We start from the raw sequence: 20,836 nt of genomic DNA, 5'->3' as shown, positions 1-20,836 counted from the left end.
GTCAGCCCTCCATCTCCCGCGACTTACGTCGCCGCGAGCGGAGGTACTGGAAAGTCACGGTCAGTCCCAGCCCGTAGGCCCAGTGTGCGACGAGGACGAAGCCCAGATAGCCGACGAGCGCCAGTCCCCGCTGGCCCGTATAGAAGGCGATGGCGAACCCGGTCGAGATGAGCGTCGCGAACACCAACCCCGTCTCGAACAGCAGTCGCCCGGGGAGGTACTCCTGGAACGCGAGAAACAGCAGCGGCCACGTCACGGTGCCGCCGACGAGGAACAGCGCCGCCCCCAGCGCCGGGTCCGCCGGCAGGCCGACGAGTTCGGCGATCTCACCGAAGGAGACGGGGTCGAGGACGTCGACGACGATGGCGGTGCCGATACCGCCGGTCATCAGCACGGTGCCGACGAAGCCACCGGCGGCCGCCATCGACGCGTTCCGGTAGACGTTCTCGGCGACGGTCCCGACCCCGCCGAGGAGGCCGAGCGGTTCCATCTCCGGCGCGTACGAGCGCCGCGTGGTCGTCGGCTGGGCCGGTTCGAGGTCGTACTTCTCGACCATGCGCTCCTCGAACCACTGCCACTCGCGCGTGAACTGGTTGGTGGCTTTCAGTTCCCACGGGTCCGTCGTCTGGACCACGTCCCCCTGCCAATAGGACACCAGCATGTTGTAGAGCCACATGAGCGCGCTGAGGCCGACGACGTAGGCACCGACGGTCGCTATCTGCTGGGCGAGTTGGTACTCCGGCGGATAGATCGCCTGCCGACGGGGCAGGCCCAGTCCGCCGATGACCAGCAGCGTCATGAACGTCACGAACGCGCCAAAGACGAGGAGTGTCGCCTGGAACTTCGCGAGACGCGTATCGTACCACCGGCCGGTGATGAGGGGGTACCAGTAGTAACTCGCCGCGATCATCAGGAAGGGGATGATGCCGACGACGATGAGGTGGAAGTGGCCGACGACGTAGTAGGTGCCGTGATACAGGACGTCGATGGGGACGACTGCGAGGAAGACGCCGGTGACCCCGCCGACGATGAACGTCGAGATGCCGCCCGCACAGAGGATGAACGGGGCCGTCAGTGCTATCTCACCGTCCCACATCGTGGTGATCCAGTTGAACACCTTGATGGCGCTGGGAACGGCGATAGCGATGGAGATAGCCATGAACGACGCCTTGAGTCGCGGGTCGACGCCCGAGACGAACATGTGGTGTGCCCAGACGCCAAAGGAGAGGACCCCGAGTCCCAGCGTCGAGTAGACGACGAACTTGTAGCCGAACAGTTTCCGGCCGACGAACTTCGGGAGGAGCGTACTCATCAACCCAGAGGCCGGGAGAAAGAGGATGTACACCTCTGGATGGCCCCAGAACCAGAACAGGTGTTGCCAGAGGATGGGGCCGCCGCCTTCCGTCGCGAAGAACGCCGTCCCGAGGTTCCGGTCCAGCAGGAGCATCACCAGCGCGCTCCCGAGGAGTGGGAACGCAAACAGGGCGAGGCCGCTGGTCACGAGCATATTCCACGAGAAGATGTCCAGATTCGCCCACGTCACGTCGTCGGCCCGTTCGTAGACGATAGTAGAGATGAAGTTGATGGCGCCCACCGTCGTCGCGATACCCGAGAGGTGGAGGCCGAGCAACAGCAGGTCTATCTGCGGGTTCGGTTGCTGGACCGACAGCGGGGCATACAGCGTCCACCCGACGCTCACCTCGCGGACCGTAAGGAAGAAGGCGATAGCGTCATCGGGGAGGAACAGACTGAGAAACTGCCCGCCGACCTGCACGAGTAGCCCCATCCGCACCAGCAAGAGAGCCGGCGGTAACAGCCAGAACCCGATGGCGTTTACGCGCGGGAACGCCATGTCGTCGGCGCCGATGAGCAGCGGGAGGACGTAGTTCCCGATCCCGAAGAACACCGGCAGGACGAAGAATATCAGCATCGTCAGGCCGTGCGTCGTAAACAGCGCGTTGTACGTCTCGGGCGACCAGATGTCCGCGGGCGGGGTGAGCAGTTCGGTCCGCAGCATCATCGCGTCGACCCCGCCCCACAGGCCCGCGACGGTGCCAAAGGCGATGTAGAGGAGGCCGATGTCTCGGTGGTTCGTCGTGGTCAGCCAGCGATACATCTGTGACCGGAGACGGCCGATCTCGAACTGTATCTCCTCGCGCGTGGTGTACCCGCCGTCGCTCTCTGGGCGTGCGCTGTGGCGAGCCTTGAACCAGAGTGTCAGTATCCCCAGTGCGAGAACCGCGAGGGCGGACCCCTCGACGACGGCCCGGTTCATCCTCGTCCGTCCGAGAAGCCGCCGGCAGTCGGGGGGCGAACAGTCCAGCGCGACATTGACACACACTGCCAGTCCCACGCTGATAAAACTACCCGACGACGGGGTAGCCGACGGACCCGATACCCCGCTGGCCAAGCTATTTGTGACGCCCGCCGGAAGGACTTGCTAATGCGTCTCAGTCGCGTGGCGACGTGGCTCTGTGTCCTCGTCGCCGGCGCCCTCCTGTTTACGGCCCCCGCGGCCGCACAGTCGCTAAACCGGGCGGCTATCGACGACTTGAACGAGCAACTGCTGTACGTCGCGTTACCGCTGACGCTGTTCGTCGAACTGACGCTCGTGTACGCTATCTACCGGTTCCGGAACAACGACACCCCGAAGCCGACCATCGACGACCCCGCACTGGAGATAACGTGGACGGCGGCGACGGGTGCGATTCTCGTCTTCGTCGGTCTCTCCGCGTTCTTCGTGCTGTCGAACCCCTACATCACGCCCGCGGCCGCCGGTCCGACCGAACCGGGCGGCGAACTCCAGAACGACATGGAAGTAGAAGTACTCGCCTACCAGTGGGGGTGGGAGTTTCACTACCCCGACTCGAACGTCACCACGCAGTCCCGTCTCGTCATCCCGAAAGACACGGACGTGCGGTTCACGCTCAGGTCGGCCGACGTCATCCACTCGTTTTACGTCCCGGACCTCGGCATCAAACAGGACGTCTTCCCCGGACAGGCGACGGTCGCGCGGACGAACGCGACACGGACCGGAGCCTACCGGCTCTACTGCGCCGAACTGTGCGGTTCCGGTCACAGCCGGATGCACGCCACCGTCCTCGTGTTGAACCAGTCCGAGTACGACGAGTGGGTGGCCGACCGTCGCTCTGGCAACGCCACGGCGTCGGTGAGCGGCACGGATACCCAGACCGCACGCGTCGCCGCCCGCCCCTGAGTCACTGCAGATAGCCCAGTTGTCGGAGGTGTTCGTCGGTGTCCGTCTCGGCTTCGCGTTCCGGCGGTACAAGCGTCGGTTCGAACGTCCGCTCGTCTACGGCCGTCGTCTCCGCCCACGGCACGCGCCTGACTTCCGGGACGGGCACGGCATAGCGGTGCATGTACATCCCCCACTCGCCGTAGGCGTTGCCGTGGTCGGCGCTCAGCACCACCCGGTTGGCGTCTAGGTTCTCTAGCAGCAGTTCGACCTCGTCGAGCACCCAGCGGAGGTTGTCGAGGTACGCGTCCCAGACCCTCTCGTAGTCGCCGCCGTTCTTGAGGTACTCGAATGGTTCGCCCTCCCACGGTTCGAGCGTCTCGCGACCCTCCGCGATGGCCCGTGCGGTGAACGGGTGGTGTGGCTGTTCGTAGTGGACGACGAGGCGCTCAGGGTCTCGCTCTCGTCCGACACTGATGGCGCGTTCCGTCACCGGTCGGGGGAGCGTCAGTCCGACCGGCGGCGGGTCGGCGTACTTCCAGGGCTGGTCGACGTAGTCGAAGTCCTCCGGACGTAGCGTCTGCCAGTTCGTAAACGAGATGCCACGGCCGGTCTCGGGGAACTCCCGGTTCCGCAGGACGCGTTCGGTGAACGCGTTCGCCGAGACGAGCGCCGTCTGCTCGACGTCCGAACGGTAGCGCTCGGTGAACGTCTGGGCGATCCACTCCGCAGAGGCCGACCCCACCGACCAGATGGCGTCGACGTCCTCGACGAAGTCGTACTCCGGGGCCACCTCACGGAGCGCGTCTACCCGGCACGTATCGAGGATGACGAGCGCGTCCCAGTCCCGTTCGTAGACGTTCGTCCCGACGGGATATCGGGACAGGACCGACATGGCGGCCCCGACGTACTGGTAGTAGGCCCATTTGAGTGGTGATGGCACACGGCGAACTCCGCACAGGCGGAGCATTGTAAATCACAGAAAACATCACCTAAGCCGAACTTATCGGCGTACATTCTCTCGAAGGCAATTCCGTGCCGTGGTGAACGGCATCTCCGGGCTCTCGCGTCGTAAGGTACCTGTAAGACCGCCAGCAAGGCACCCGCGTACCCAGCCCCGAGACGTGTCACAACCCACATTATCGCGAGCCACCTACGTCGTCACATGATAGCTGTTCGTGAGCGTGTCCCTGCATTGACCGGGCTGTTGACCGTCGTCTCGCTGGCCCTCGTGTTCGGTGCGGTCCTCGGCGCGATTCCGCAGACGGTCCTCCCGCGCGCGCCCGACGCGGTCCTCGCAGCCATCCCCCACGTCAACGCGGCCGTGAGTGCGACGGCCATCGTCACCATCCTCGCGGGTATCAGTGCGATTCGGAACGGACGGGTCCGTCGACACCGCCGGCTGATGCTCTCGACGTTCGGGCTGTTCGTCACGTTCCTCGTCCTCTATCTGTACCGGATTACGCTGGAGGGGCCGACGGACTTCACTGGCCCGGCCGTCGTCGAGTCGTACGTCTACTTCCCGGTGCTGGCTATCCACATCCTGCTCGCCATCGTCGCTATCCCGGCCGTCTACTACGTCCTCCTGCTGGCCGCGAGCTATCCGGTGTCGGAACTCGGCCGGACGAACCACCCGCGGGCCGGCAAACTGGCCGCGGGACTGTGGCTCGTCTCCTTCTCGCTCGGTATCGTCGTCTACGCGATGCTGTATCTCGTGTGGTGAGTGAACACTCGTCGATAGCTAGCGAACGACGCGTTACCGCTCGGGACGCCGCCCGAGCAGTATCGCACTCACCGTTCGCAAAACCGGAGACCGGGGCGCCGGCCGCTTTCTTCGTCAGTCGTCCGCGACCGTCGGTTCTTCGCCGATTTCGGGACGAGTGACCTCTCGGTCGGTCTCTTCGCCCTCGATGTCGTAGGGGTACTCGCCGGTCACACAGCCCAGACAGAGGTCGGCTTTGCTCGTCTGCAGGGTCTCGGCGATAGCGTCGATAGAGAGATACGACAGAGAGTCGGCTTCGATTTCGTCGCAGATCTCCTCGACGGACTGATCGCCGGCGATGAGTTCCTCGCGGGAGGCCATGTCGATGCCCATGTAACACGGCGCGACGATGGCCGGCGCGCCGATGCGGACGTTGACCTCCTCGGCGCCGGCGTCTTTCAGCAACTGGATAAGTTGGGTCGAGGTGGTCCCACGGACGATGGAGTCGTCGATGATGGTGACCTTCTTGCCCTCGATGGTCGACTTGATGGGGTTGAGTTTCAGGCGGACGGCCCGCTCTCGCTCGTCCTGTGTCGGCATGATGAACGTGCGGCCGACGTAGCGGTTCTTCATCAGGCCCTCGGCGAACTCGATGTCCGAACCGGCGTCCTGTGCGGCCTCGGCGTACCCGGAGGCGAACGCACGCCCGGAGTCGGGTACCGGGAGGACGACGTCGGATTCGACGCCGGACTCTTTCCAGAGTTTGCGGCCCAGTTCACGCCGGACTTCGTACACCAGACTGCCGTCGATGGTCGAGTCCGGGCGCGCGAAGTAGACGTGTTCGAAGAAGCAGTGGGCCGTGTTCGCCTGTTCGACGAGTTGGTAGGTGTCGTAGCCGGTGCCGTCGGGGTGGAGGACGACCAGTTCGCCCGGCTCGACGTCCCGGATGAGTTCCCCGTCCAGCGTGTCGATAGCTGCCGACTCCGAGGTGAGGACGTACCCATCGTCCAGTTCACCGATACAGAGCGGTCGGTTGCCCTGCGGGTCACGGACGCCGAGTACCGTCTCGTCGTGCATGATGGTCAGCGAGTACGACCCGTGAATGCGCTCCATCGTCCGCTTGACCGCGCGGACGAGGTCCTCCTCTAAGAGGTTGCGCGCGAGGTCGTGGGCGATGACCTCGGTGTCGCCGTCGCTCGTGAAGGCGTGGCCGAGGTCGGCCAGTTCGTCGCCTATCTCGTCGGCGTTGACGAGGTTCCCGTTGTGAGAGAGGCCCAGCGACCCGGACTTGAACGAGACGGAGAACGGTTGGGCACAGCAGGTGTTGACGCTGCCTGCCGTCGGGTAGCGAACGTGACCGATACCGTTCGACCCGTTGAGCGATTCGAGGTCTCCGGGGCCGAAGGCGTCGCCGACGAGTCCCATCTCGACGTGGCTGTGTTGCTGGAAGCCGTCGTGGGTGACGATGCCGGCCGACTCCTGGCCGCGGTGCTGGAGGGCGTACAGGGAGTAGTAGAGGGGGCGGGCGGCGTCACGGTCCTCGAGAGAGATGCCGACGACGCCGCACTTCTCGTGCATTGTAGTTGAGGGTTATTCGCCGGCTTTCGACTGCCACTCGTAGTCTCGTCGCTTGGCGGATTTACCGAATCCGCACGACGAACAGACCTTCTTCTTGGTGTGATACGACTTCTCGCCACACCGACGACACTTCGTGTGTGTCGTGGTGTTCTTCTTACCCTGGCTCGGGGTTCCTGCACCAGTCATGGGTTAATCGAGACGACGTTATCCCCGCGTATAATCGTTGTGTCTTCGTCTTCGATGACGAGGTTCATGTGCTGGTCGTACCCAGTCAGCGTCCCCTCGAATATCTCGCCGCCCTTGAGTTGTACAGTGACCTCCTCGCCGAGCGAGGCTTCGAGAACGTCAAGCGGTCGTCCACTCATGTTCGGTTGGGATAGTGACTGCCGCTTAAACGTACCGCTTGCGCGGCCTCAAACGGGACACGTGCTAGACAGAAGCGCGCGATAGCGGACAGACCTGTCTACGCGAGGTCACTTTCCGGCGAGTCGTTCGGGGGTTCCCCGGCCGTGTCCGCCTCGACGGGTTCGTGGTCGGGTCGGTCGCCCGGGACCGCCGACGTCGTCGCCGTCCGCTCGCCGGCGACGAGTGTCGGCAGCACCAGACGGGCGAAGTGAAAGACCAAGACGAGCACCAGCGGACCGAGGAAGAGACCGTACCATCCAAAGAGCAGTGGGCCGAGGATGTAAGCGATCATCACGAGTCCGACGTGGAGGTTCCGGCCCGAGACGTACGGTCGGAGGAGGAGGTCCGGGACGATATCGACGAGCACGACGGTCAGGACGACAAACGCCGTCGGGAACCAGAGCGGTTCGTCCGCGACGACGGCGCGCGCGAACAGACCGACGGCGACGGGGGCGTACACGAGTTTCATGCCGACGACCGGGATCAGACTCGCAGCGCCGGCGAGGACGCCTACGAGCGCCGGGTACGGGATGCCGGTCGCCGGCGCGAAGGCGTTCAGCACCGTGTAGACGACGACGGCGACGATGGCGACGACGAACGCGTTGAGGATGTTCCCGAAGTAGACGCTCCCGAGGTCTTCGTCGACGGCGCGGACGTACGCGTCGAAGGTGCCTGTGCCGTTCCCGAACGTACCCCGAAGCCACCGGCCGAGCCGCGGCCCGTCACGGAGGAGGTAGAACGCGACGGCGAGCGCCAGAAACAGGTTGACGAGCGCCGTCCCGACCAGCGGGAGGTACGCCAGTACGCCCTCGGCGAGCAACTGTCCGGCGTCGATCACGTCCGGGTTCCGGAGCAACATCTCCGGGTCCTGTACGACCGCCGAAACGTCAAGATAGGGGTCGATACGGTCAGCTAGCGGTCCCAGATCGACCGTCTGTGCGAGACGGCCAAGTTCCTGTGCGGCGACGGCGAGCGTGTAGCCCACGAGGAGAACCACTGGCACGGCGAGCACACAGAGGGCCGTCGCCGCGGCGACCGTGGAACGGAGTCGTGGCTGCAAGCGTCGGTAGGCCGGCCGTGCCACGTAGTAGAGGAACACGCCGAGGACGAACGTGCCGACGTAACTTGCGAGCACCCACGCCACGACGGCGGCCGCGACGAACCCGGCGACCCACCACGCCGCCCGGCTCCGCGAGAGCGGCACGTCCATGCTATGGTTCGGACCTCCTCGCCGTCGGGAGACGCGTCGCTGGCGAACGGACGGGGCGACAGGAAGCGGCGCCGGTCATACGTCGATATCGCCGATGCCAGCGGTTCGTTATAGCCCGGGTACCGGTCTGTCACCGGGGTAAGGGTCGGTTATACTGTCGGCTGTACGTTCGTGACGATGGTCGTCACCCGGAGTGGCGAATCCGTTCGAACTGGTACAGCCGGCAGTATCAGACCTCGACGCTGAACGGTGCGTGGTCGTCGGCGCGGACCGCGAATCCGGCGAGCAGGTCCGCGACGCCGTCTAAGTCCTCGGGGTCGATGACTTCGACGGGCGTGTGCATGTATCGGTTCGGCAGGCCGACGTTGGCCGCCGGGATACCGCCCCGGGCGGTGAAGAACGCGTCGGCGTCCGTGCCCGTCCTGATGCCCGCGGCCTGCAACTGGACGGCTACCTCCTCGTCGGCACCGGCCTCGCGAAGCGCCTCGACGACGACGGGGTGGTTGGCGCTCCCGCGAGCGACGACCGGCCCGCCGCCGAGTTCGATGCCGTTCGAGCGCTTCCCGGGCGAGTCCGGGGCGTCCGTCGCGTGGGTAACGTCGACGGCGAGGACGGCGTCCGGGTCGAGGTCGAAGCCGACCATCTTCGCGCCCTGTAGCCCGACCTCCTCCTGTACCGTCGAGACGGCGTGCACGGTGGCGTCGACGCCGCGCTCCGCGGCCCGGCGCAGGCCCTCCGCGGCGGCCCAGATTCCGATTCGGTTGTCCATCCCGCGGGCGGCCAGCCGACCGTTTTCGAGTTCGCTGAGGGTCTGCTGAAACGTCACCGGATCCCCGCGGTCGACCAGTTCTTCGAGTTCGTCGCCGTCCTCGGCACCCACGTCGACGTGCTGCTCTGCCACCTCGGGGACGCTCTCGTCGTCGGGGTCTCGGAGGTGGATAGCCGTCTGCCCCACGACGCCGGACAGTGGCCCGTCGGCGGTGTGGACCGTGACGTGTTGCCCGCGAGAGACCGTCTTGTCGGAGCCGCCGATGCGCTCGATGCGGAGGAACCCGTCGTCGGTCACGTCGCGGACGATGAACCCGATCTCGTCGCCGTGACCCGCCAGCGCGACCGACGTGTCGTTGCCGTAGAGGGTGGCGACGGCGTTCCCGTAGTCGTCGGTGCGTACCTCGTCGACGAACTCGCGCACGTACTCTACCCACACCCGCTGACTGTCGGCTTCGTAGCCGGATGGGGCCGGTGTGGTCAGTAGCGATTCGAGGAAGGTCCGTCGTCGGTCGTCCATACCCGGCCTATGCCGCCATCTGTGAAGAATTACGGGGCCGCCACAACCGATAAGAGCCGGGCCGGCGAAGTATCAGCATGGCGAAATTCACCCTCCTCGAACTGCATCTGGACGGCGCCGAGTTCACTGCGAACGCACCCGGCGTCGGAAACGGCGAGACTGCCGAGACGGCCGCCGACGAAAGCGAGGCGAGCGACTCCGGTGGTCGGGGCGGGGTACTCGCACTGGTCGTCCTCCTCGCCCTCGTCGGCGTGGCCGTGGCCGGCAAGAAACTGCTCGGCGGGAGCGACGACGAGGACCTGCCGTCCGTCGATATGGACGACGAATAGGGTCGAGGACACCCCCGCAGGTGGGGAGAAGGACTATGCCGCCCCGTCCCCTCCTTCGGGTATGGGATTATATCATAGCGTTCGCGCCGTCGCCGGCGCTTCTGGCGACGGTCCGATAGACTGGACCGCCGTCGCCGAGGCCGCGAAGTCGGCGACGGATCCCGGCGACCTCGACGTATCCGCCACGGAGCGACAGGGGTACGCGACGGACGTCCGGGACGCCCGGGATCGCGTCCGGGAAGTCGGGCAACTCGACTTCGACCTCCCCGAAACAGTCGAGATTCAGCACCGACACCACTGGATAGACGCCAACGTCGCCACCTTCGAACGAGTGATGGCGCCTATCGAACAGCAGGCGGAGTTCATCCCCGGCGTCGCCCGCGTGGTCAACACCGGGTCGATGGCGTTCGCGCTCTCCTTTCTCGGAAACAACGTCCTCGGGCAGTACGACCCCCTCTTGCTCGCCGACGGCGACGACCACGCCCTGTACTTCGTCCGGCCGAACATCCGGAAGGTCGCCGACCAACTCGACGTGGACCACGACCGGTTCCGCCGCTGGATAGCGTTCCACGAGGTGACACACGCCGCCGAGTTCGGGGCCGCGCCGTGGCTCTCCGACCACATGGAGGAGACGATGGAGGAGGCCATCGACCGCCTCACGGACGGCAATCTGGACCGCGATTCGCTGGGCGAACTCGACACGACGATGACCGCCGTCGAGGGGTACGCGGAGTTGCTGATGGACCGGGCCTTCGACGACGAGTACGACGACCTGCGGCGGAAGGTCGACGAGCGACGACAGGGTCGTGGCCCGGTCGCCGAACTCGTCCGGCGGGTGCTGGGCCTCGGCATGAAACGACAGCAGTACGAACGCGGGAAGGCGTTCTTCGAGGCCGTGGCCGACGCCCGAGGCGTCGCGGCCACCGGCCGGGTGTGGGACTCCCCGGAGACGCTCCCGACCGACGACGAGATAGCGACCCCGTCGCTGTGGATAGAGCGCGTCGACCCGTAAGCGTCCCACAGGCTGACGAGCGAGAGTCCCACCGCGATACCACGGCTTACCGCCCGAAATCCCACCATTACATAGTCACCACTTCGAGTAAGCGAGGCCCGGATGCACCTCGTCAGTCGTCTCGCGTCCGGAATCGCTGGGGACACCCCGGTGGCGAGCGGTCAGTCTCGGCTGGAGGTCGACATCGTCGAGTCGGTTCGCGAAGTGTGTCGCGACGAGTGGAACCACGTCGTCGAACACGCGAGTCGCGGCAGCGTCTTCCACCGCTACGAGTGGCTCGACGCCGTCGAGGCCGGCCTCGACCGCACGCCCCGACACCTCGTCGTCAGGAAAGACGACAACCTCGTCGGCCTCTTTCCGAACTTCGTCGCGCCCCTCGACGGGGCGGACCGGGCCCCGTTCCGGCGGCTGACCTCCGTCGACCCCGGGTTCGGCGGGCCGGTGATGACCACGGATACGGACGCCGTACTCGCGGAACTGCTCGACGCGGTACCCGACATGCTGTCGCCCCGCACCATCGTCCACGAGATACGGGCGCTGGACCCAAGTTACGTCCGGTACAACACGGCGTTGCAGGCCCACGACTACGTCCCAAACCGGCGACGCTGTCGGTTCTTGGTGCACCTCACACGGGGGTACGACGACGTCCTCGCTGGGATGAGTCGGTCACGACGCCGGGGCATCGAACGGGGACGCGAAACAGACCGACTGGAGATCGTCGAAGAACCGGTGACGTGGGACACGCTCGAGCGATACTACCGGACCTACGAGCAGGTGATGGCTCGTATCGGCACTGACCCGTTCCCGTTCCGGTTCTTCGAGGAGTTGCTGGACATGGACGACCGGTTGCTCCTCGTGACCGCACGCGTCGACGGGAAGTACGCGGGCGGACTGCTGGAGATAGTGGACGAGGAACAGTCGTCGGTCCACGGCTACCTCTCTGCCGTTCCGGAACGGTACTTCGAGCACCACACGTCCGAGCGCCTCTACGATTACGTCATCCGATGGGGCATCGCGAACGGGTACGACACCTACGACCTCGGGACGACGAAACCAGACTACGAGAACGGCGTGTTCCGGTACAAGGAGGGGTTCGGCGGACAGGCGATTCCGACGCTCGTCTGGGAACGCGGCGTCAGTCCCGTCTGGGATGTCTTCGCCGCCGGTCGTTCACTGTACCTCAAACACGTGGGATGACGTCGCTACTCGCGATTCGAGCGCCGTCCGTCGCCGTCCGTCGCCCGCGTGAGGCCGTCTTCGTCCGATTCGGAGCGCCGTCGCTGTGTTCGGACACCGGGTTTCGGCCCGCGGTCGGTCGTATCCTCGTAGGGAGTCTCGGCGATGCTGTCGGGGAACGTGAACTCCGCGAGGAGGCGCCCGACGGCGGTCGTGCCGACAGCGACGCCGACGACGAGCGGCAGTTCCGCACCACCCCAGAGCGTGACCAGCGCCATCGACCCGCCCACCAGCACCGCGAAGCCGATTTTCAGTCGCTTGAGGAACTTCTCGCGGTCCGTTCTGGTAATCGAAGGACCGACCATCAGCGGCCCCGTTTCCTGTCGCTTTCGTCTCGGTGTGTCATCAGTAGAATCCTCGTTCGACGTCTTCCTCGATGACGTCCTCGAACTCCGTATCGAGCAGTTCCTCGGCCTCCTCGAAGGTATCGGTCAGCGAGTCCATCCGCTCCGGGCGGTCGTACTGGTCGAACTCCATCGGGCCGTAGGCCGGCGAGTCGACGGCGTCGAGGACGTCTTCGAGCATGGCGCGCGGCGTCGTCGGCGCGTCGGCGTGCGTCTCGAGGACGGTTTCGAGGTTCTTCGCCTTCTCCTCGGCGTCGTCCTCGTCCTCGGGGGCTTGCTGGACGCCGAACAGCCCGGTCCCGTCCTCGGGGAAGAGGGGGTCGATGTCCTCGTCGATACGGCGGGCTACCCGCGTCCCGACGCCCTGCACCTCGAAGGGGTTCTTCGCGTACGTCTTTAGCTGGTAGACCCCGGAGGAGGGGTGGCCGATGTACAGGTCCTCGCCGATACCGTTCGCGCGGTCGCCGCCGACGGCGCGCCACCCGCCGGGGTCGGCGTTGCTGTCCATCACGTCCTCGATGATGTCCTGCCAGTCACGAACGCGCATTGTCGGTCGGTGGTTGGTCCCGCGTCAGAATGAAGGCATCGGTCTCCGCGATACGCCGCCGGTCACGACCCGACGGGAGAGAGCCGAACCCCTTTACGCAAACACCCGGAGCTAGCAGTATGGAGAGCGAGTCGAACGTCCTCGGTGGCGACCTCGAGAGCTGTTCGCAGGACCCGGTGACCGGGTTCATGCGGGACGGCTACTGCTACCCGCTGCAACGTGACCCCGGTCGACACGAGATCTGTGCGGTGATGACCGAGGCGTTTCTGGAGTACAGCAAGGCGGCCGGCAACGACCTCGTCACGCCGCGCCCCGAACTGAACTTCCCGGGCCTCGAACCGGGCGACCGATGGTGTGTCTGCGTCCCGCGCTGGATCGAGGCCCACGAGGACGGCTACGCGCCGCCGGTCGTGCTGGCGGCCACGAGCGAAGACGTCCTCGAAGACGTCTCACTGGAGACGCTGCGGCGTTACAGTCACGAGAACGAGACGGAGGTCTGAAACGCGAGCTATCGCCACTCGGAGAGCGACGCGGCGGCGCTCGTCGGAACCGACAGCCACGCCTCGTCGGTCGTGACGTCGGCGACGACGAGGCGACGCTGGCCGTCCGTCTCGTCGACGGCGGCGACGACCTGTGGCGTATCGACCGGACGACTCTCGACCGACTCGGTTTCTGCGCTCATATCTGATCGTTCCCTCTCCGAATAAATGAATGTAGCGAAACTACATTGATAAGAAGACATTCGAGTGGAGCTGTCGCAGATAGTGCCCACTTCTTGCCGTCATCTACGTCAGAATGAAAAATTCACTCTGCACGACAGTATCGTCGGTTCGGCTGAGAGACGGCGGGGACCGTGCCCGACACCCACGAGTCAGCGCTCGGGTCGCCGTCGTCGCAAAGCGGAGTGACCGACAGCGTTTTTCCGGGCCCCGCCCTGACTCAGGCCGTGCAACTTCGCGGCCCCGTCGTCGAGGTGAGCGACCCGAAGACCGTGAACACGCAGTACGGCGAGAGCGACCTCTGTGAGGTGACGCTCCGCCCGGACCGCGGGGCCGGCGTCCCGACGACGGTCACGCTCTGGGGGAAGTGGACCGAGACGGCCGACGTCCTCGAACCGGGGATGGAACTGGCCGTCTACGACCCCGACGAACGGCAGTATCAGGGCGAGACGCAGTACTCCGTCGGGAGCGACGCCACCGTCGTCGTCGAACCGGACTTCCTCGTCGACGTGACGGACGTCCGGGCCTGGGTGCAGTGTCCACGGATGTACTACCTCCGAAAACTGGACGGGGCCGACCTCGCGTATCCGCTCGTGAAAGGGACCGTCGTCCACGAGGTGTTCGGTGACCTCCTCCGGGGCCGGGACGTCGAGGCGGCCATCGACGACCAAATCGAAGCCGCCGGGCTGGACATCGGCTTGCTCGGCCGAGAGGCCGACGAGGTGGCCGGCGACGTGCGCGACCACGCGAAGGCCATCGAAGGATGGCTCCAGCAAGGGACGCTGACGGACGAGGACAGCGCGGCGACAGCCGCTGACAGCTCTGAGCGGGACTTCAGTCCCGCGGAGAGCGAGTGGCGCTCCGAGATGACGCTCATCTCCGAGCGCTACGGGATGAAAGGGCGGGCCGACGCCGTCCGCCGCGGGATGCCGGTCGAACTCAAGACCGGGAAGAACACGAAGCGAGAGCCGCGCTTTCAGGACAAGATTCAGGCGACGGCGTACGCGCTGATGCTCGGCGAACGGGCGGCGAACTCGCTGGACGCGAGCGCCGTGATGGCCGGTGACGGCGGGACGACGACGCCTATCGAAGCCGCCCCCGACACCGGGACGCTGCTGTATACGAAAAACGCCGCCGTCGACCGGAGCGAGGAGAGCGGCGACCTCTCGCCGGCCAAGGAGTTCTCCATCGGGTCAGGTCTGCTGAACTACGTGATTCGGACCCGCAACGCCATCGCGGCGATGGAACACGACACCGGCGTGCCGACGGGCTACGAGGCCAACGCCAAGTGCGAGTACTGCTTCGAGCAGGACACCTGTATGGCCGTCTCCGGCCGTCTCGACCAAGAATCGAAGGCCGGACAGGTCGGCGTCGCCATCCCCGAAGCAGAGCGGGACTACTTCGAGCGGTTCTATACGGCCATCGAGGCCGAGCGACGGGCGGTCCACCGCGAGTACGCGAAACTCTGGGAGCAGACCGCCGAGGAACGCGCCGCTGACGACCGGGCGCTCGTCGACCTCGAACCGGTGGGACGGACGGAACTCGACAGCGGTCGCTGGGAACTCCGAGCGAGGGGTACCGGGGCCGTCTCGAAGATTCGGGAAGGCGACCTCGTGATGGCCAGCGACGGCGACCCGGTGACCGGGGACGCGGAACTGGCGCGGGTCGAACGGATTGGCGAGGCGCGAACCGCCTCGGAAGACGCGAACGGGGAAACCGTGAGCAGCGGCGAGGAGATAGTCGTCACCGCCGACGAACCGCTGGACCTGCGCCGTCTCGACATCTACCCTTCGGAACTGACCACCGACCGCCTCCAGAACGCACTCCACGACGCCCTGCTCACGCAACCGCCCGAGCAGAAGGACGTGCTGTTCGGACGACGGGACCCCGAGTTCGAGACGGTCGCGGAGACGTTCATCGACAACAACGAGGCCCAGAACGAGGCCGTCCAGTTGGCGGTCGGTGCCGAGGACTTCGCGCTGGTCCACGGCCCGCCGGGAACCGGGAAGACCTACACGCTCGCGCGGATGGTCCGGGCACTGGTCGACCGTGGCGACCGGGTCCTGCTGTCGGCCTTTACCAACCGCGCCGTCGACAACGCCATCGAGGCACTCGAAGAGCAGGGATTCACCGATATCGTCCGCGTCGGTACCGAGAGCGGCGTGCGCGAGGACATGCAGAACTACCGGCTAGAGCAGTCCGGCGACCCGGGTGAGTGTGCGGCGACACTCCAGAACGCGCAGGTGGTCGCGGCGACGACGGCCACCTGCGGTGGGACGGCCATGCAGAGCCAGTCGTTCGACGTGGCCGTCGTCGACGAGGCCGGCCAGTTGACCGAACCCGGGACGCTGGCGGCGACGACGCTCGCCGACCGGTTCGCCCTCGTCGGGGACCACCAGCAACTCCCGCCCGTCGTCCAGTCCGAGGACGCCACCCTCTCGACGTCGCTGTTCCAGCGCCTCATCGAGACGCATCCCGACGCCGGGGTGATGCTGGACCGGCAGTACCGGATGGCCCAGCACATTCAGGCCTTCGCCTCTAGAGAGTTCTACGACGGCCAGTTGCGCCCGGCGACCGGCGAGGTCGCGGGCCAGCGAATCGACGACCTCCCGGGCGTCTCGATGGACGCCCTGCCCGAGCACCTCCGAGACAGAGTCTCGTTCGTCGATCCCGGCGGGACCCAGACGGGTAACACCAACCCCGTCGAGGCCGACGCCGTCGCCGAGGTGGTAGCGGCGTATCGCGAGGCCGGCGTCCCTGCAGCGGACGTCGGCGTCATCGCGCCGTTCCGGGCGCAGGTCGCCGAACTCGACCGCCGACTGCCCGACGTGGCCGTCGACACCGTCGACCGCTTCCAGGGGTCGAGCAAAGAGGTCATCGTCGTCTCCTTCGTCGCGACGGAGACGCTGGAGGGGCCGATATTCGAGGACTACCGACGCATCAACGTCGCGATGACGCGGGCGAAAAAGGCCCTCGTGCTCGTGGGCGACGCCGACGCTCTCGGGACGGACGAGGTGTACGGGCGACTCGTCGAGTGGGCGGAGAGCTAGTGCGACCTTGCATAGGTAGCGCCGTGTTTTAAACCCCGTCGGCCGTGAATATAACGTATGACGGACTGCCCCGACTGTGGCTTCCCGCTGGCGGCCGAACAAGACCTATCCGATGGGACGCTGTTCTCCTGTAAGCAGTGTGGCACGCGACACATCGAGTGAGGCCGGCGTTCGGGGCGGTCGGCCGGTCGTAGCCGTACGGCGGCACGGAGACGGCCGGTTTCCGTGACCCCTACTCGTTGTCGCTGGCAGTGAGACGAGCGCGCTTTCGGGCCAGCAAGTCCGTGTACAGTCGTCTCCGGAGTTCGGCCCGGAGGTCGCTTGCCGTCGCCTCGTCGACGTCGTAGACGGTCGCGGACCCGCCGAAGATGCTCGCCGTGCTGGCGGTATCCGCGGTGACCGTCGCGAGGTCACGACGACGCTGGAACGGCGACCGACCGACGAACACCGTCTGGACACGGTAGTACGGCACGATCCGCGTCGTCTGTGACCAGAACCCCGAGCGCGTGGCCAGAACGTCGTCGTCCAGCACGAACCCACGATGGCGCCACCGGAAGTGGGCCGCCGGGGGGACGAGGACGAACAGACCGAGCAAGACCCACCAGAAGCCAGTCCCCAGACCGAACGTGTCGACGGCGTAGCCGACGCCGGTGAGGACGGCGGCGACGAACGCGAAGCGGAACGCGTACCGCCGACGTGCGCGGGTCGGCGGTCGCTCGAACTCGAAGGTTCCGAACGGCTCGATGTCGCGTGCGAGTTCGTACACCTCCTCGCGGGGAGCCATCGGCACGGCGACGCCCTGTGCGGACTGCTGGTTCCCGCCGCTGTAGCCCGCCGTCTCGACGACGAGGGTGGCCAGTCCGAACCGGCGCATCAGGACGTTCTCCTTGACCGTCACCGTCTGGACCTTCGACAGCGGGATGGTGCCGCTGTACCGCCGAACCAGACCACGCTGATACCGCAAGTCGTCGCCCTCCCGGAACAGGCGGAAGTCGTAGTACTCGACGACCGTGAGCACGACGCTGACCAGCAGCGCCGTCAGCAGGAACTGAACGAGCGTCAGCAGGGCGAGGGCGACCAGTCTCGGCGGCCCGAACGTCTCCAGCACCGACGGCGTCAGCGCCGGTTCGGCACCGACCAGCGTGAGGTTGAACCGGACAACGGCGGCGACGAGGTCACCGCCCAGCGGCAGGCCGGCGAGCGTCAGCACCGGCGCGGCCGGTCGGACAGAGACGACGGCGTAGGTCAGCAGGTCGCGCCACGAGAAGGCAAACAGGTCTGTCACCTCGTCGTGCTCGGTCGGCCCCGAACCGGCGGGCTCGTCCGTCGACGTCTCGGTCGTCGCCGCGTCTCGCTCGTCGCTATCGCGGCCGTAGCGCTGGACGAGGCGGCGGAGTCGGTCGGCCTCCTCGGGGGCGACGGCGTCCAGCGAGGCCTCGGTGGTGCTCCCGCCGGCCGTCTCGAAGTCGACGACGGTCAGCCCCAGCAATCGATTCACGACGCCCTGCCGGAGGTCGACGTTCTGAATCCGCCCGAGCGGTATCTCGCGCGACTGGCGGGCGAACACGCCCGACTCGACGGCCAGCGTGCCGCCGGTAATCGCATAGCGGAACCGGTAGTACCGAACCAGCGCGAACCCGCCCGTGACCGTCGCGCCGAGTGGAGCGAGCGCGGGGCCGACCCACGACGGCAGGCCGATCGTCCCGGCCAGCGCCGTCCCGACGAAGAAGCCGAAGACGGCGCCCTGTACCACCGCACGGCCGACGCGCCGGACCGCACTTCTGGGATGCAGTCGTCTCATACTGCGTCGGTGGCCTCGCTCTCGCTGGCGAGGTCACGGAGACGCTCTCGTAGTTCCGTCGCTCGCTCCGGGCGGAGGCCGGGGATGGTGATGTCCGCGCCGCGCGACCCGGCGGTGTAGACGACGACGCTGGCGAGGCCCGCCGTCCGCTCTATCGGACCGCGGGTCGTGTCGACGTGCTGGACCCTGACGTAGGGGACCGACGTATCCCTGCGGGTCAACACGCCGCGAACGAGAAACAGCGCGTCGTCCTGCAACCCGAAGCGCCAGATTCGATGTGCGAACGCCGCGTGTACGGTGCCGAGAACGACCAGTAGCGCCCATCCGACGGCCGCCAGTTCCAGCGGTAACGAGAAGAACAACCGGTCTACCAGTACCACGAGTCCCAGCAGTACGGACGCGGAGACGACTGTCCGGCCAGCCCACAGCAGTCTGACTCGCGGGTGCAACGACTCCATACTGCCACCGTAGGGCGAGACGTGGATTAAGTGTGGGGCCACGCAGGGACCGACCTGCTGAGGTCTGGGAGACGACGGCACCCGCGATATACCACGGCTGACACCTCGCTACAGAACGGCGTCGACGTCTCACCGGGGCGATAGAACACTCGCCAGTCACCGGAGCGCTACCGGTGACGACAATGCTACGTATTCGACAATTACCGTGACACCGTCTGCAGGGCCTGAGAGTACTCGTTGCTACCGATACCTTCGAGACCTATAACTATGTGACAGCGTCGTGTCTTCACGTTCGGGCGACACGCGTCGCCCAGATTCAGATGCCCGACCAACAGCCAGAGACAGGATTGACACGGCGCGATGCGCTCAAGCGGGGCGTAGCGACGAGTGCCGTACTCGCGGGAGGGGTCATCGCCGGGGGGCGGGCCTTCTCAGCGCGGACGGCAGCGCATCCGAAACCACAGAACCACGAGGTAGTGTGGGGCGACGATATCGACTTTCTCGATGGGGTGGTCCAGACGTACGCGACGACGAACCCACAGGGGAACCTCTCGTCGCTCGGTGTCTACATGGACGCCGACGCACTGGCGGCGTTCGACGAGGACGCACTGGACGCACATCTTGCGCTCCCCGCGTCGGTGGAGACACATCAGTTCACGTTCGTGGGCTTCCACTACAATCCGGAAGGTCATCCACCGCCGGACGTCTACACCGTCCCTCACTACGACTTTCATTTCTACACGGTTCCAGAAGAGATGGTCGAGACCATCGTCACCGGCCCGGCGACGTTCGACATTCCGGACGCACAGATGCCGACGGACTACCAGCGCCTGCCGGTGATAGATGCCGATGGCGACGGCGAACCCGACACGCCGCTCGTCGAGGGCGAGATGGGCGAACACCTCGTCGACACGACTGGGGCCGAGTTCCGGCCCGACGGGTCGTTCACACACACGAACATCTACGGCGCGTACGACACGGACGGCGACGGCACCGGGCAGTTGACCTTCGTCGAACCGATGGTGACGACAGAGTTCATCGACGGTCTCGACGAAGAGCAGGTCGTTCAGATGAAGACACCGGAAGTGTACCCCGTCGCGGATGTCTACCCGACAACCTACGTCATGCAACCGGGAGGTCGCGACGACCTGTACGTCTCTATCGAGGCGTTCACCGAGTTCGACGGCGCGGACGAGTGAGTCGCAGTCGGCTACCGACGCCACCTCTATCGGAGGGGCCGACCCGTCTCACACCCGTTCGTTGACGTCTTCGGCGACCCGCTCACCGGGGCGACGCAGGTGACCGCTCTCCACCTCGTAGACGTACCCCGTCACCGTCACGTCGTCGGGAATCAACTCGTGGTTCCGCAGGTACTCGATCTGTGCCGCACAGGCTTCGTCGATGTCGTCAGTCATGCGTACCCACTCCGCCACCGAGTGGTCGCCGAGGTTCAGGTCGGGGAGCGACGGGTCTATGTCGACGTCGTCTAGGTCCCCGCCTGCGGCGGCCTCTAGTCCCGCGACCACGTCCTCGTCACTGGCGCTCATCATCCCGCAGTCGGTGTGGTTGACGACGATAATCTCGGTCGTCTCGAAGAACTGCGTCGTCAGCGCCGCCGACCGGACGACGTCGTCCGTCACCTTCCCGCCGGCGTTCCGATATATCTGTGCGTCCCCGAGCGAGAGTCCGAGGGCCTCCTCGACCGGGATTCGCTCGTCCATGCAGGCGACGACGAGCAGTTGCTTGTCCGTCGGGATGCCTTTCCGTCGACGCCGCGCCCAGTCGTCGCGGGCGTCGACGTCGGCGTCGACGGACTCGTGGACGTGTCCGGGTTCCGGTTCCGCTCGGTCCTCACCGTGTGTGTGATGTGGCATTAGTCAGCACTACGGTAGCTGACGCCACCCGTCTTATCATTTGGGCAACTAGTACCGGCATCTACGACGCTCATACTGGTGGCTGTA

21 protein-coding genes are annotated in these 20,836 nt (G+C 65.9%); 8 read left to right on the top strand and 13 right to left on the bottom strand.

Features of this window, described 5'->3' with window-relative positions; all coding sequences use genetic code 11:
* Window position 1 precedes the first annotated feature (1 nt).
* On the bottom strand, window positions 2–2,275 hold the full coding sequence (locus NDI85_RS01225) for a DUF6789 family protein (protein ID WP_188995241.1): 2,274 nt from the start codon (window positions 2,273–2,275) through the stop codon (window positions 2–4).
* Between the two features lie 168 nt (window positions 2,276–2,443).
* On the opposite strand from NDI85_RS01225, the gene coxB reads away from it, so the two are divergent.
* On the top strand, window positions 2,444–3,217 hold the full coding sequence (coxB, locus tag NDI85_RS01220; RefSeq protein WP_188995243.1) for a cytochrome c oxidase subunit II: 774 nt from the start codon (window positions 2,444–2,446) through the stop codon (window positions 3,215–3,217).
* Window position 3,218: 1 nt separating this feature from the next.
* Here coxB and NDI85_RS01215 read toward each other — a convergent pair whose 3' ends face one another.
* Window positions 3,219–4,139: a hypothetical protein gene (locus tag NDI85_RS01215; protein ID WP_188995245.1), complete on the bottom strand. Its 921-nt coding sequence runs from the start codon at window positions 4,137–4,139 to the stop codon at window positions 3,219–3,221.
* A gap of 222 nt (window positions 4,140–4,361) precedes the next feature.
* On the opposite strand from NDI85_RS01215, the gene NDI85_RS01210 reads away from it, so the two are divergent.
* A complete protein-coding gene (locus NDI85_RS01210) occupies window positions 4,362–4,919 on the top strand; it encodes a DUF420 domain-containing protein (protein WP_310914687.1) in 558 nt (185 codons plus the stop codon).
* 114 nt (window positions 4,920–5,033) lie between these two features.
* Here NDI85_RS01210 and purF read toward each other — a convergent pair whose 3' ends face one another.
* The 5 genes from purF to NDI85_RS01185 form a co-directional block, all read right to left on the bottom strand.
* On the bottom strand, window positions 5,034–6,476 hold the full coding sequence (gene purF / locus NDI85_RS01205; RefSeq protein WP_188995249.1) for an amidophosphoribosyltransferase: 1,443 nt from the start codon (window positions 6,474–6,476) through the stop codon (window positions 5,034–5,036).
* Window positions 6,477–6,488: 12 nt separating this feature from the next.
* Window positions 6,489–6,662 carry a 50S ribosomal protein L37e gene (locus tag NDI85_RS01200; protein ID WP_004517916.1) on the bottom strand — a complete coding sequence of 58 codons (174 nt, stop codon included), beginning with the start codon at window positions 6,660–6,662 and terminating at the stop codon, window positions 6,489–6,491.
* Window positions 6,659–6,841, bottom strand: a complete 183-nt coding sequence (locus tag NDI85_RS01195; protein WP_166970488.1) for an LSM domain-containing protein — start codon at window positions 6,839–6,841, stop codon at window positions 6,659–6,661. The genes NDI85_RS01200 and NDI85_RS01195 overlap by 4 nt, the downstream gene beginning before the upstream one ends.
* Window positions 6,842–6,939: 98 nt before the next feature.
* Window positions 6,940–8,091 (bottom strand): AI-2E family transporter, encoded by a 1,152-nt coding sequence (locus NDI85_RS01190; protein ID WP_310914686.1) that lies wholly within the window; start codon window positions 8,089–8,091, stop codon window positions 6,940–6,942.
* Window positions 8,092–8,320: 229 nt separating this feature from the next.
* Entirely contained in the window at window positions 8,321–9,379 is a 1,059-nt protein-coding gene (locus NDI85_RS01185) for a M20/M25/M40 family metallo-hydrolase (RefSeq protein ID WP_310914685.1), read from the bottom strand.
* Window positions 9,380–9,456: 77 nt separating this feature from the next.
* On the opposite strand from NDI85_RS01185, the gene NDI85_RS01180 reads away from it, so the two are divergent.
* The 3 genes from NDI85_RS01180 (at window position 9,457) to NDI85_RS01170 (ending at window position 11,917) form a co-directional block, all read left to right on the top strand.
* Window positions 9,457–9,708, top strand: a complete 252-nt coding sequence (locus tag NDI85_RS01180) for a hypothetical protein (protein WP_188995269.1) — start codon at window positions 9,457–9,459, stop codon at window positions 9,706–9,708.
* 61 nt (window positions 9,709–9,769) lie between these two features.
* The gene (locus NDI85_RS01175; RefSeq protein ID WP_188995270.1) at window positions 9,770–10,720 is read left to right on the top strand and encodes a zinc-dependent metalloprotease; all 951 of its coding nucleotides are present in this window, start codon (window positions 9,770–9,772) and stop codon (window positions 10,718–10,720) included.
* A gap of 102 nt (window positions 10,721–10,822) precedes the next feature.
* Window positions 10,823–11,917 carry a GNAT family N-acetyltransferase gene (locus tag NDI85_RS01170; RefSeq protein WP_310914684.1) on the top strand — a complete coding sequence of 365 codons (1,095 nt, stop codon included), beginning with the start codon at window positions 10,823–10,825 and terminating at the stop codon, window positions 11,915–11,917.
* 5 nt (window positions 11,918–11,922) lie between these two features.
* On the opposite strand, the gene NDI85_RS01165 is transcribed toward NDI85_RS01170, so the two are convergent.
* Together NDI85_RS01165 and NDI85_RS01160 are read right to left on the bottom strand one after the other, a co-directional pair.
* Window positions 11,923–12,261: a hypothetical protein gene (locus NDI85_RS01165; RefSeq protein ID WP_188995274.1), complete on the bottom strand. Its 339-nt coding sequence runs from the start codon at window positions 12,259–12,261 to the stop codon at window positions 11,923–11,925.
* Between the two features lie 40 nt (window positions 12,262–12,301).
* Window positions 12,302–12,847, bottom strand: coding sequence for a hypothetical protein (locus NDI85_RS01160; protein WP_188995276.1), 546 nt, complete (start codon window positions 12,845–12,847; stop codon window positions 12,302–12,304).
* Window positions 12,848–12,966: 119 nt separating this feature from the next.
* Here NDI85_RS01160 and NDI85_RS01155 point away from each other — a divergent pair, with 119 nt between their 5' ends.
* The gene (locus NDI85_RS01155; protein WP_188995278.1) at window positions 12,967–13,347 is read left to right on the top strand and encodes a DUF2237 family protein; all 381 of its coding nucleotides are present in this window, start codon (window positions 12,967–12,969) and stop codon (window positions 13,345–13,347) included.
* 8 nt (window positions 13,348–13,355) lie between these two features.
* Here NDI85_RS01155 and NDI85_RS01150 read toward each other — a convergent pair whose 3' ends face one another.
* Window positions 13,356–13,529: a hypothetical protein gene (locus NDI85_RS01150; RefSeq protein ID WP_188995279.1), complete on the bottom strand. Its 174-nt coding sequence runs from the start codon at window positions 13,527–13,529 to the stop codon at window positions 13,356–13,358.
* 264 nt (window positions 13,530–13,793) lie between these two features.
* Between NDI85_RS01150 and NDI85_RS01145 the strand changes: the two genes are divergently transcribed.
* Window positions 13,794–16,616, top strand: coding sequence for an AAA domain-containing protein (locus NDI85_RS01145; RefSeq protein WP_310914683.1), 2,823 nt, complete (start codon window positions 13,794–13,796; stop codon window positions 16,614–16,616).
* 232 nt (window positions 16,617–16,848) lie between these two features.
* On the opposite strand, the gene NDI85_RS01140 is transcribed toward NDI85_RS01145, so the two are convergent.
* The gene (locus tag NDI85_RS01140; protein WP_310914682.1) at window positions 16,849–18,417 is read right to left on the bottom strand and encodes a PH domain-containing protein; all 1,569 of its coding nucleotides are present in this window, start codon (window positions 18,415–18,417) and stop codon (window positions 16,849–16,851) included.
* Complete coding sequence (locus NDI85_RS01135) at window positions 18,414–18,875, bottom strand: PH domain-containing protein (protein ID WP_188995290.1); 462 nt, start codon at window positions 18,873–18,875, stop codon at window positions 18,414–18,416. Before NDI85_RS01135 ends, NDI85_RS01140 begins: the two co-directional genes overlap by 4 nt.
* Window positions 18,876–19,195: 320 nt before the next feature.
* Between NDI85_RS01135 and NDI85_RS01130 the strand changes: the two genes are divergently transcribed.
* Window positions 19,196–20,074, top strand: a complete 879-nt coding sequence (locus tag NDI85_RS01130) for a hypothetical protein (protein ID WP_310914681.1) — start codon at window positions 19,196–19,198, stop codon at window positions 20,072–20,074.
* A gap of 48 nt (window positions 20,075–20,122) precedes the next feature.
* Here NDI85_RS01130 and NDI85_RS01125 read toward each other — a convergent pair whose 3' ends face one another.
* Window positions 20,123–20,749, bottom strand: coding sequence for a carbonic anhydrase (locus tag NDI85_RS01125; protein WP_188995294.1), 627 nt, complete (start codon window positions 20,747–20,749; stop codon window positions 20,123–20,125).
* Window positions 20,750–20,836: the final 87 nt, after the last annotated feature.

It is taken from the genome of Haloarcula sp. S1AR25-4 (assembly GCF_031624555.1).
Lineage (GTDB): Archaea > Halobacteriota > Halobacteria > Halobacteriales > Haloarculaceae > Haloarcula > Haloarcula pellucida.
This window is presented reverse-complemented; position numbering and strand designations above follow the sequence as displayed.

Coding starts and splice junctions, on each gene's coding strand:
- NDI85_RS01200 (WP_004517916.1), bottom strand. CDS start 6,662: ATGACTGGTGCAGGAACCCCGAGCCAGGGTAAGAAGAACACCACGACA.
- NDI85_RS01180 (WP_188995269.1), top strand. CDS start 9,457: ATGGCGAAATTCACCCTCCTCGAACTGCATCTGGACGGCGCCGAGTTC.
- NDI85_RS01190 (WP_310914686.1), bottom strand. CDS start 8,091: ATGGACGTGCCGCTCTCGCGGAGCCGGGCGGCGTGGTGGGTCGCCGGG.
- NDI85_RS01175 (WP_188995270.1), top strand. CDS start 9,770: ATGGGATTATATCATAGCGTTCGCGCCGTCGCCGGCGCTTCTGGCGAC.
- NDI85_RS01125 (WP_188995294.1), bottom strand. CDS start 20,749: ATGCCACATCACACACACGGTGAGGACCGAGCGGAACCGGAACCCGGA.
- purF (WP_188995249.1), bottom strand. CDS start 6,476: ATGCACGAGAAGTGCGGCGTCGTCGGCATCTCTCTCGAGGACCGTGAC.
- NDI85_RS01160 (WP_188995276.1), bottom strand. CDS start 12,847: ATGCGCGTTCGTGACTGGCAGGACATCATCGAGGACGTGATGGACAGC.
- NDI85_RS01225 (WP_188995241.1), bottom strand. CDS start 2,275: ATGAACCGGGCCGTCGTCGAGGGGTCCGCCCTCGCGGTTCTCGCACTG.
- NDI85_RS01165 (WP_188995274.1), bottom strand. CDS start 12,261: ATGGTCGGTCCTTCGATTACCAGAACGGACCGCGAGAAGTTCCTCAAG.
- coxB (WP_188995243.1), top strand. CDS start 2,444: ATGCGTCTCAGTCGCGTGGCGACGTGGCTCTGTGTCCTCGTCGCCGGC.
- NDI85_RS01140 (WP_310914682.1), bottom strand. CDS start 18,417: ATGAGACGACTGCATCCCAGAAGTGCGGTCCGGCGCGTCGGCCGTGCG.
- NDI85_RS01150 (WP_188995279.1), bottom strand. CDS start 13,529: ATGAGCGCAGAAACCGAGTCGGTCGAGAGTCGTCCGGTCGATACGCCA.
- NDI85_RS01130 (WP_310914681.1), top strand. CDS start 19,196: ATGCCCGACCAACAGCCAGAGACAGGATTGACACGGCGCGATGCGCTC.
- NDI85_RS01195 (WP_166970488.1), bottom strand. CDS start 6,841: ATGAGTGGACGACCGCTTGACGTTCTCGAAGCCTCGCTCGGCGAGGAG.
- NDI85_RS01135 (WP_188995290.1), bottom strand. CDS start 18,875: ATGGAGTCGTTGCACCCGCGAGTCAGACTGCTGTGGGCTGGCCGGACA.
- NDI85_RS01210 (WP_310914687.1), top strand. CDS start 4,362: ATGATAGCTGTTCGTGAGCGTGTCCCTGCATTGACCGGGCTGTTGACC.
- NDI85_RS01170 (WP_310914684.1), top strand. CDS start 10,823: ATGCACCTCGTCAGTCGTCTCGCGTCCGGAATCGCTGGGGACACCCCG.
- NDI85_RS01155 (WP_188995278.1), top strand. CDS start 12,967: ATGGAGAGCGAGTCGAACGTCCTCGGTGGCGACCTCGAGAGCTGTTCG.
- NDI85_RS01185 (WP_310914685.1), bottom strand. CDS start 9,379: ATGGACGACCGACGACGGACCTTCCTCGAATCGCTACTGACCACACCG.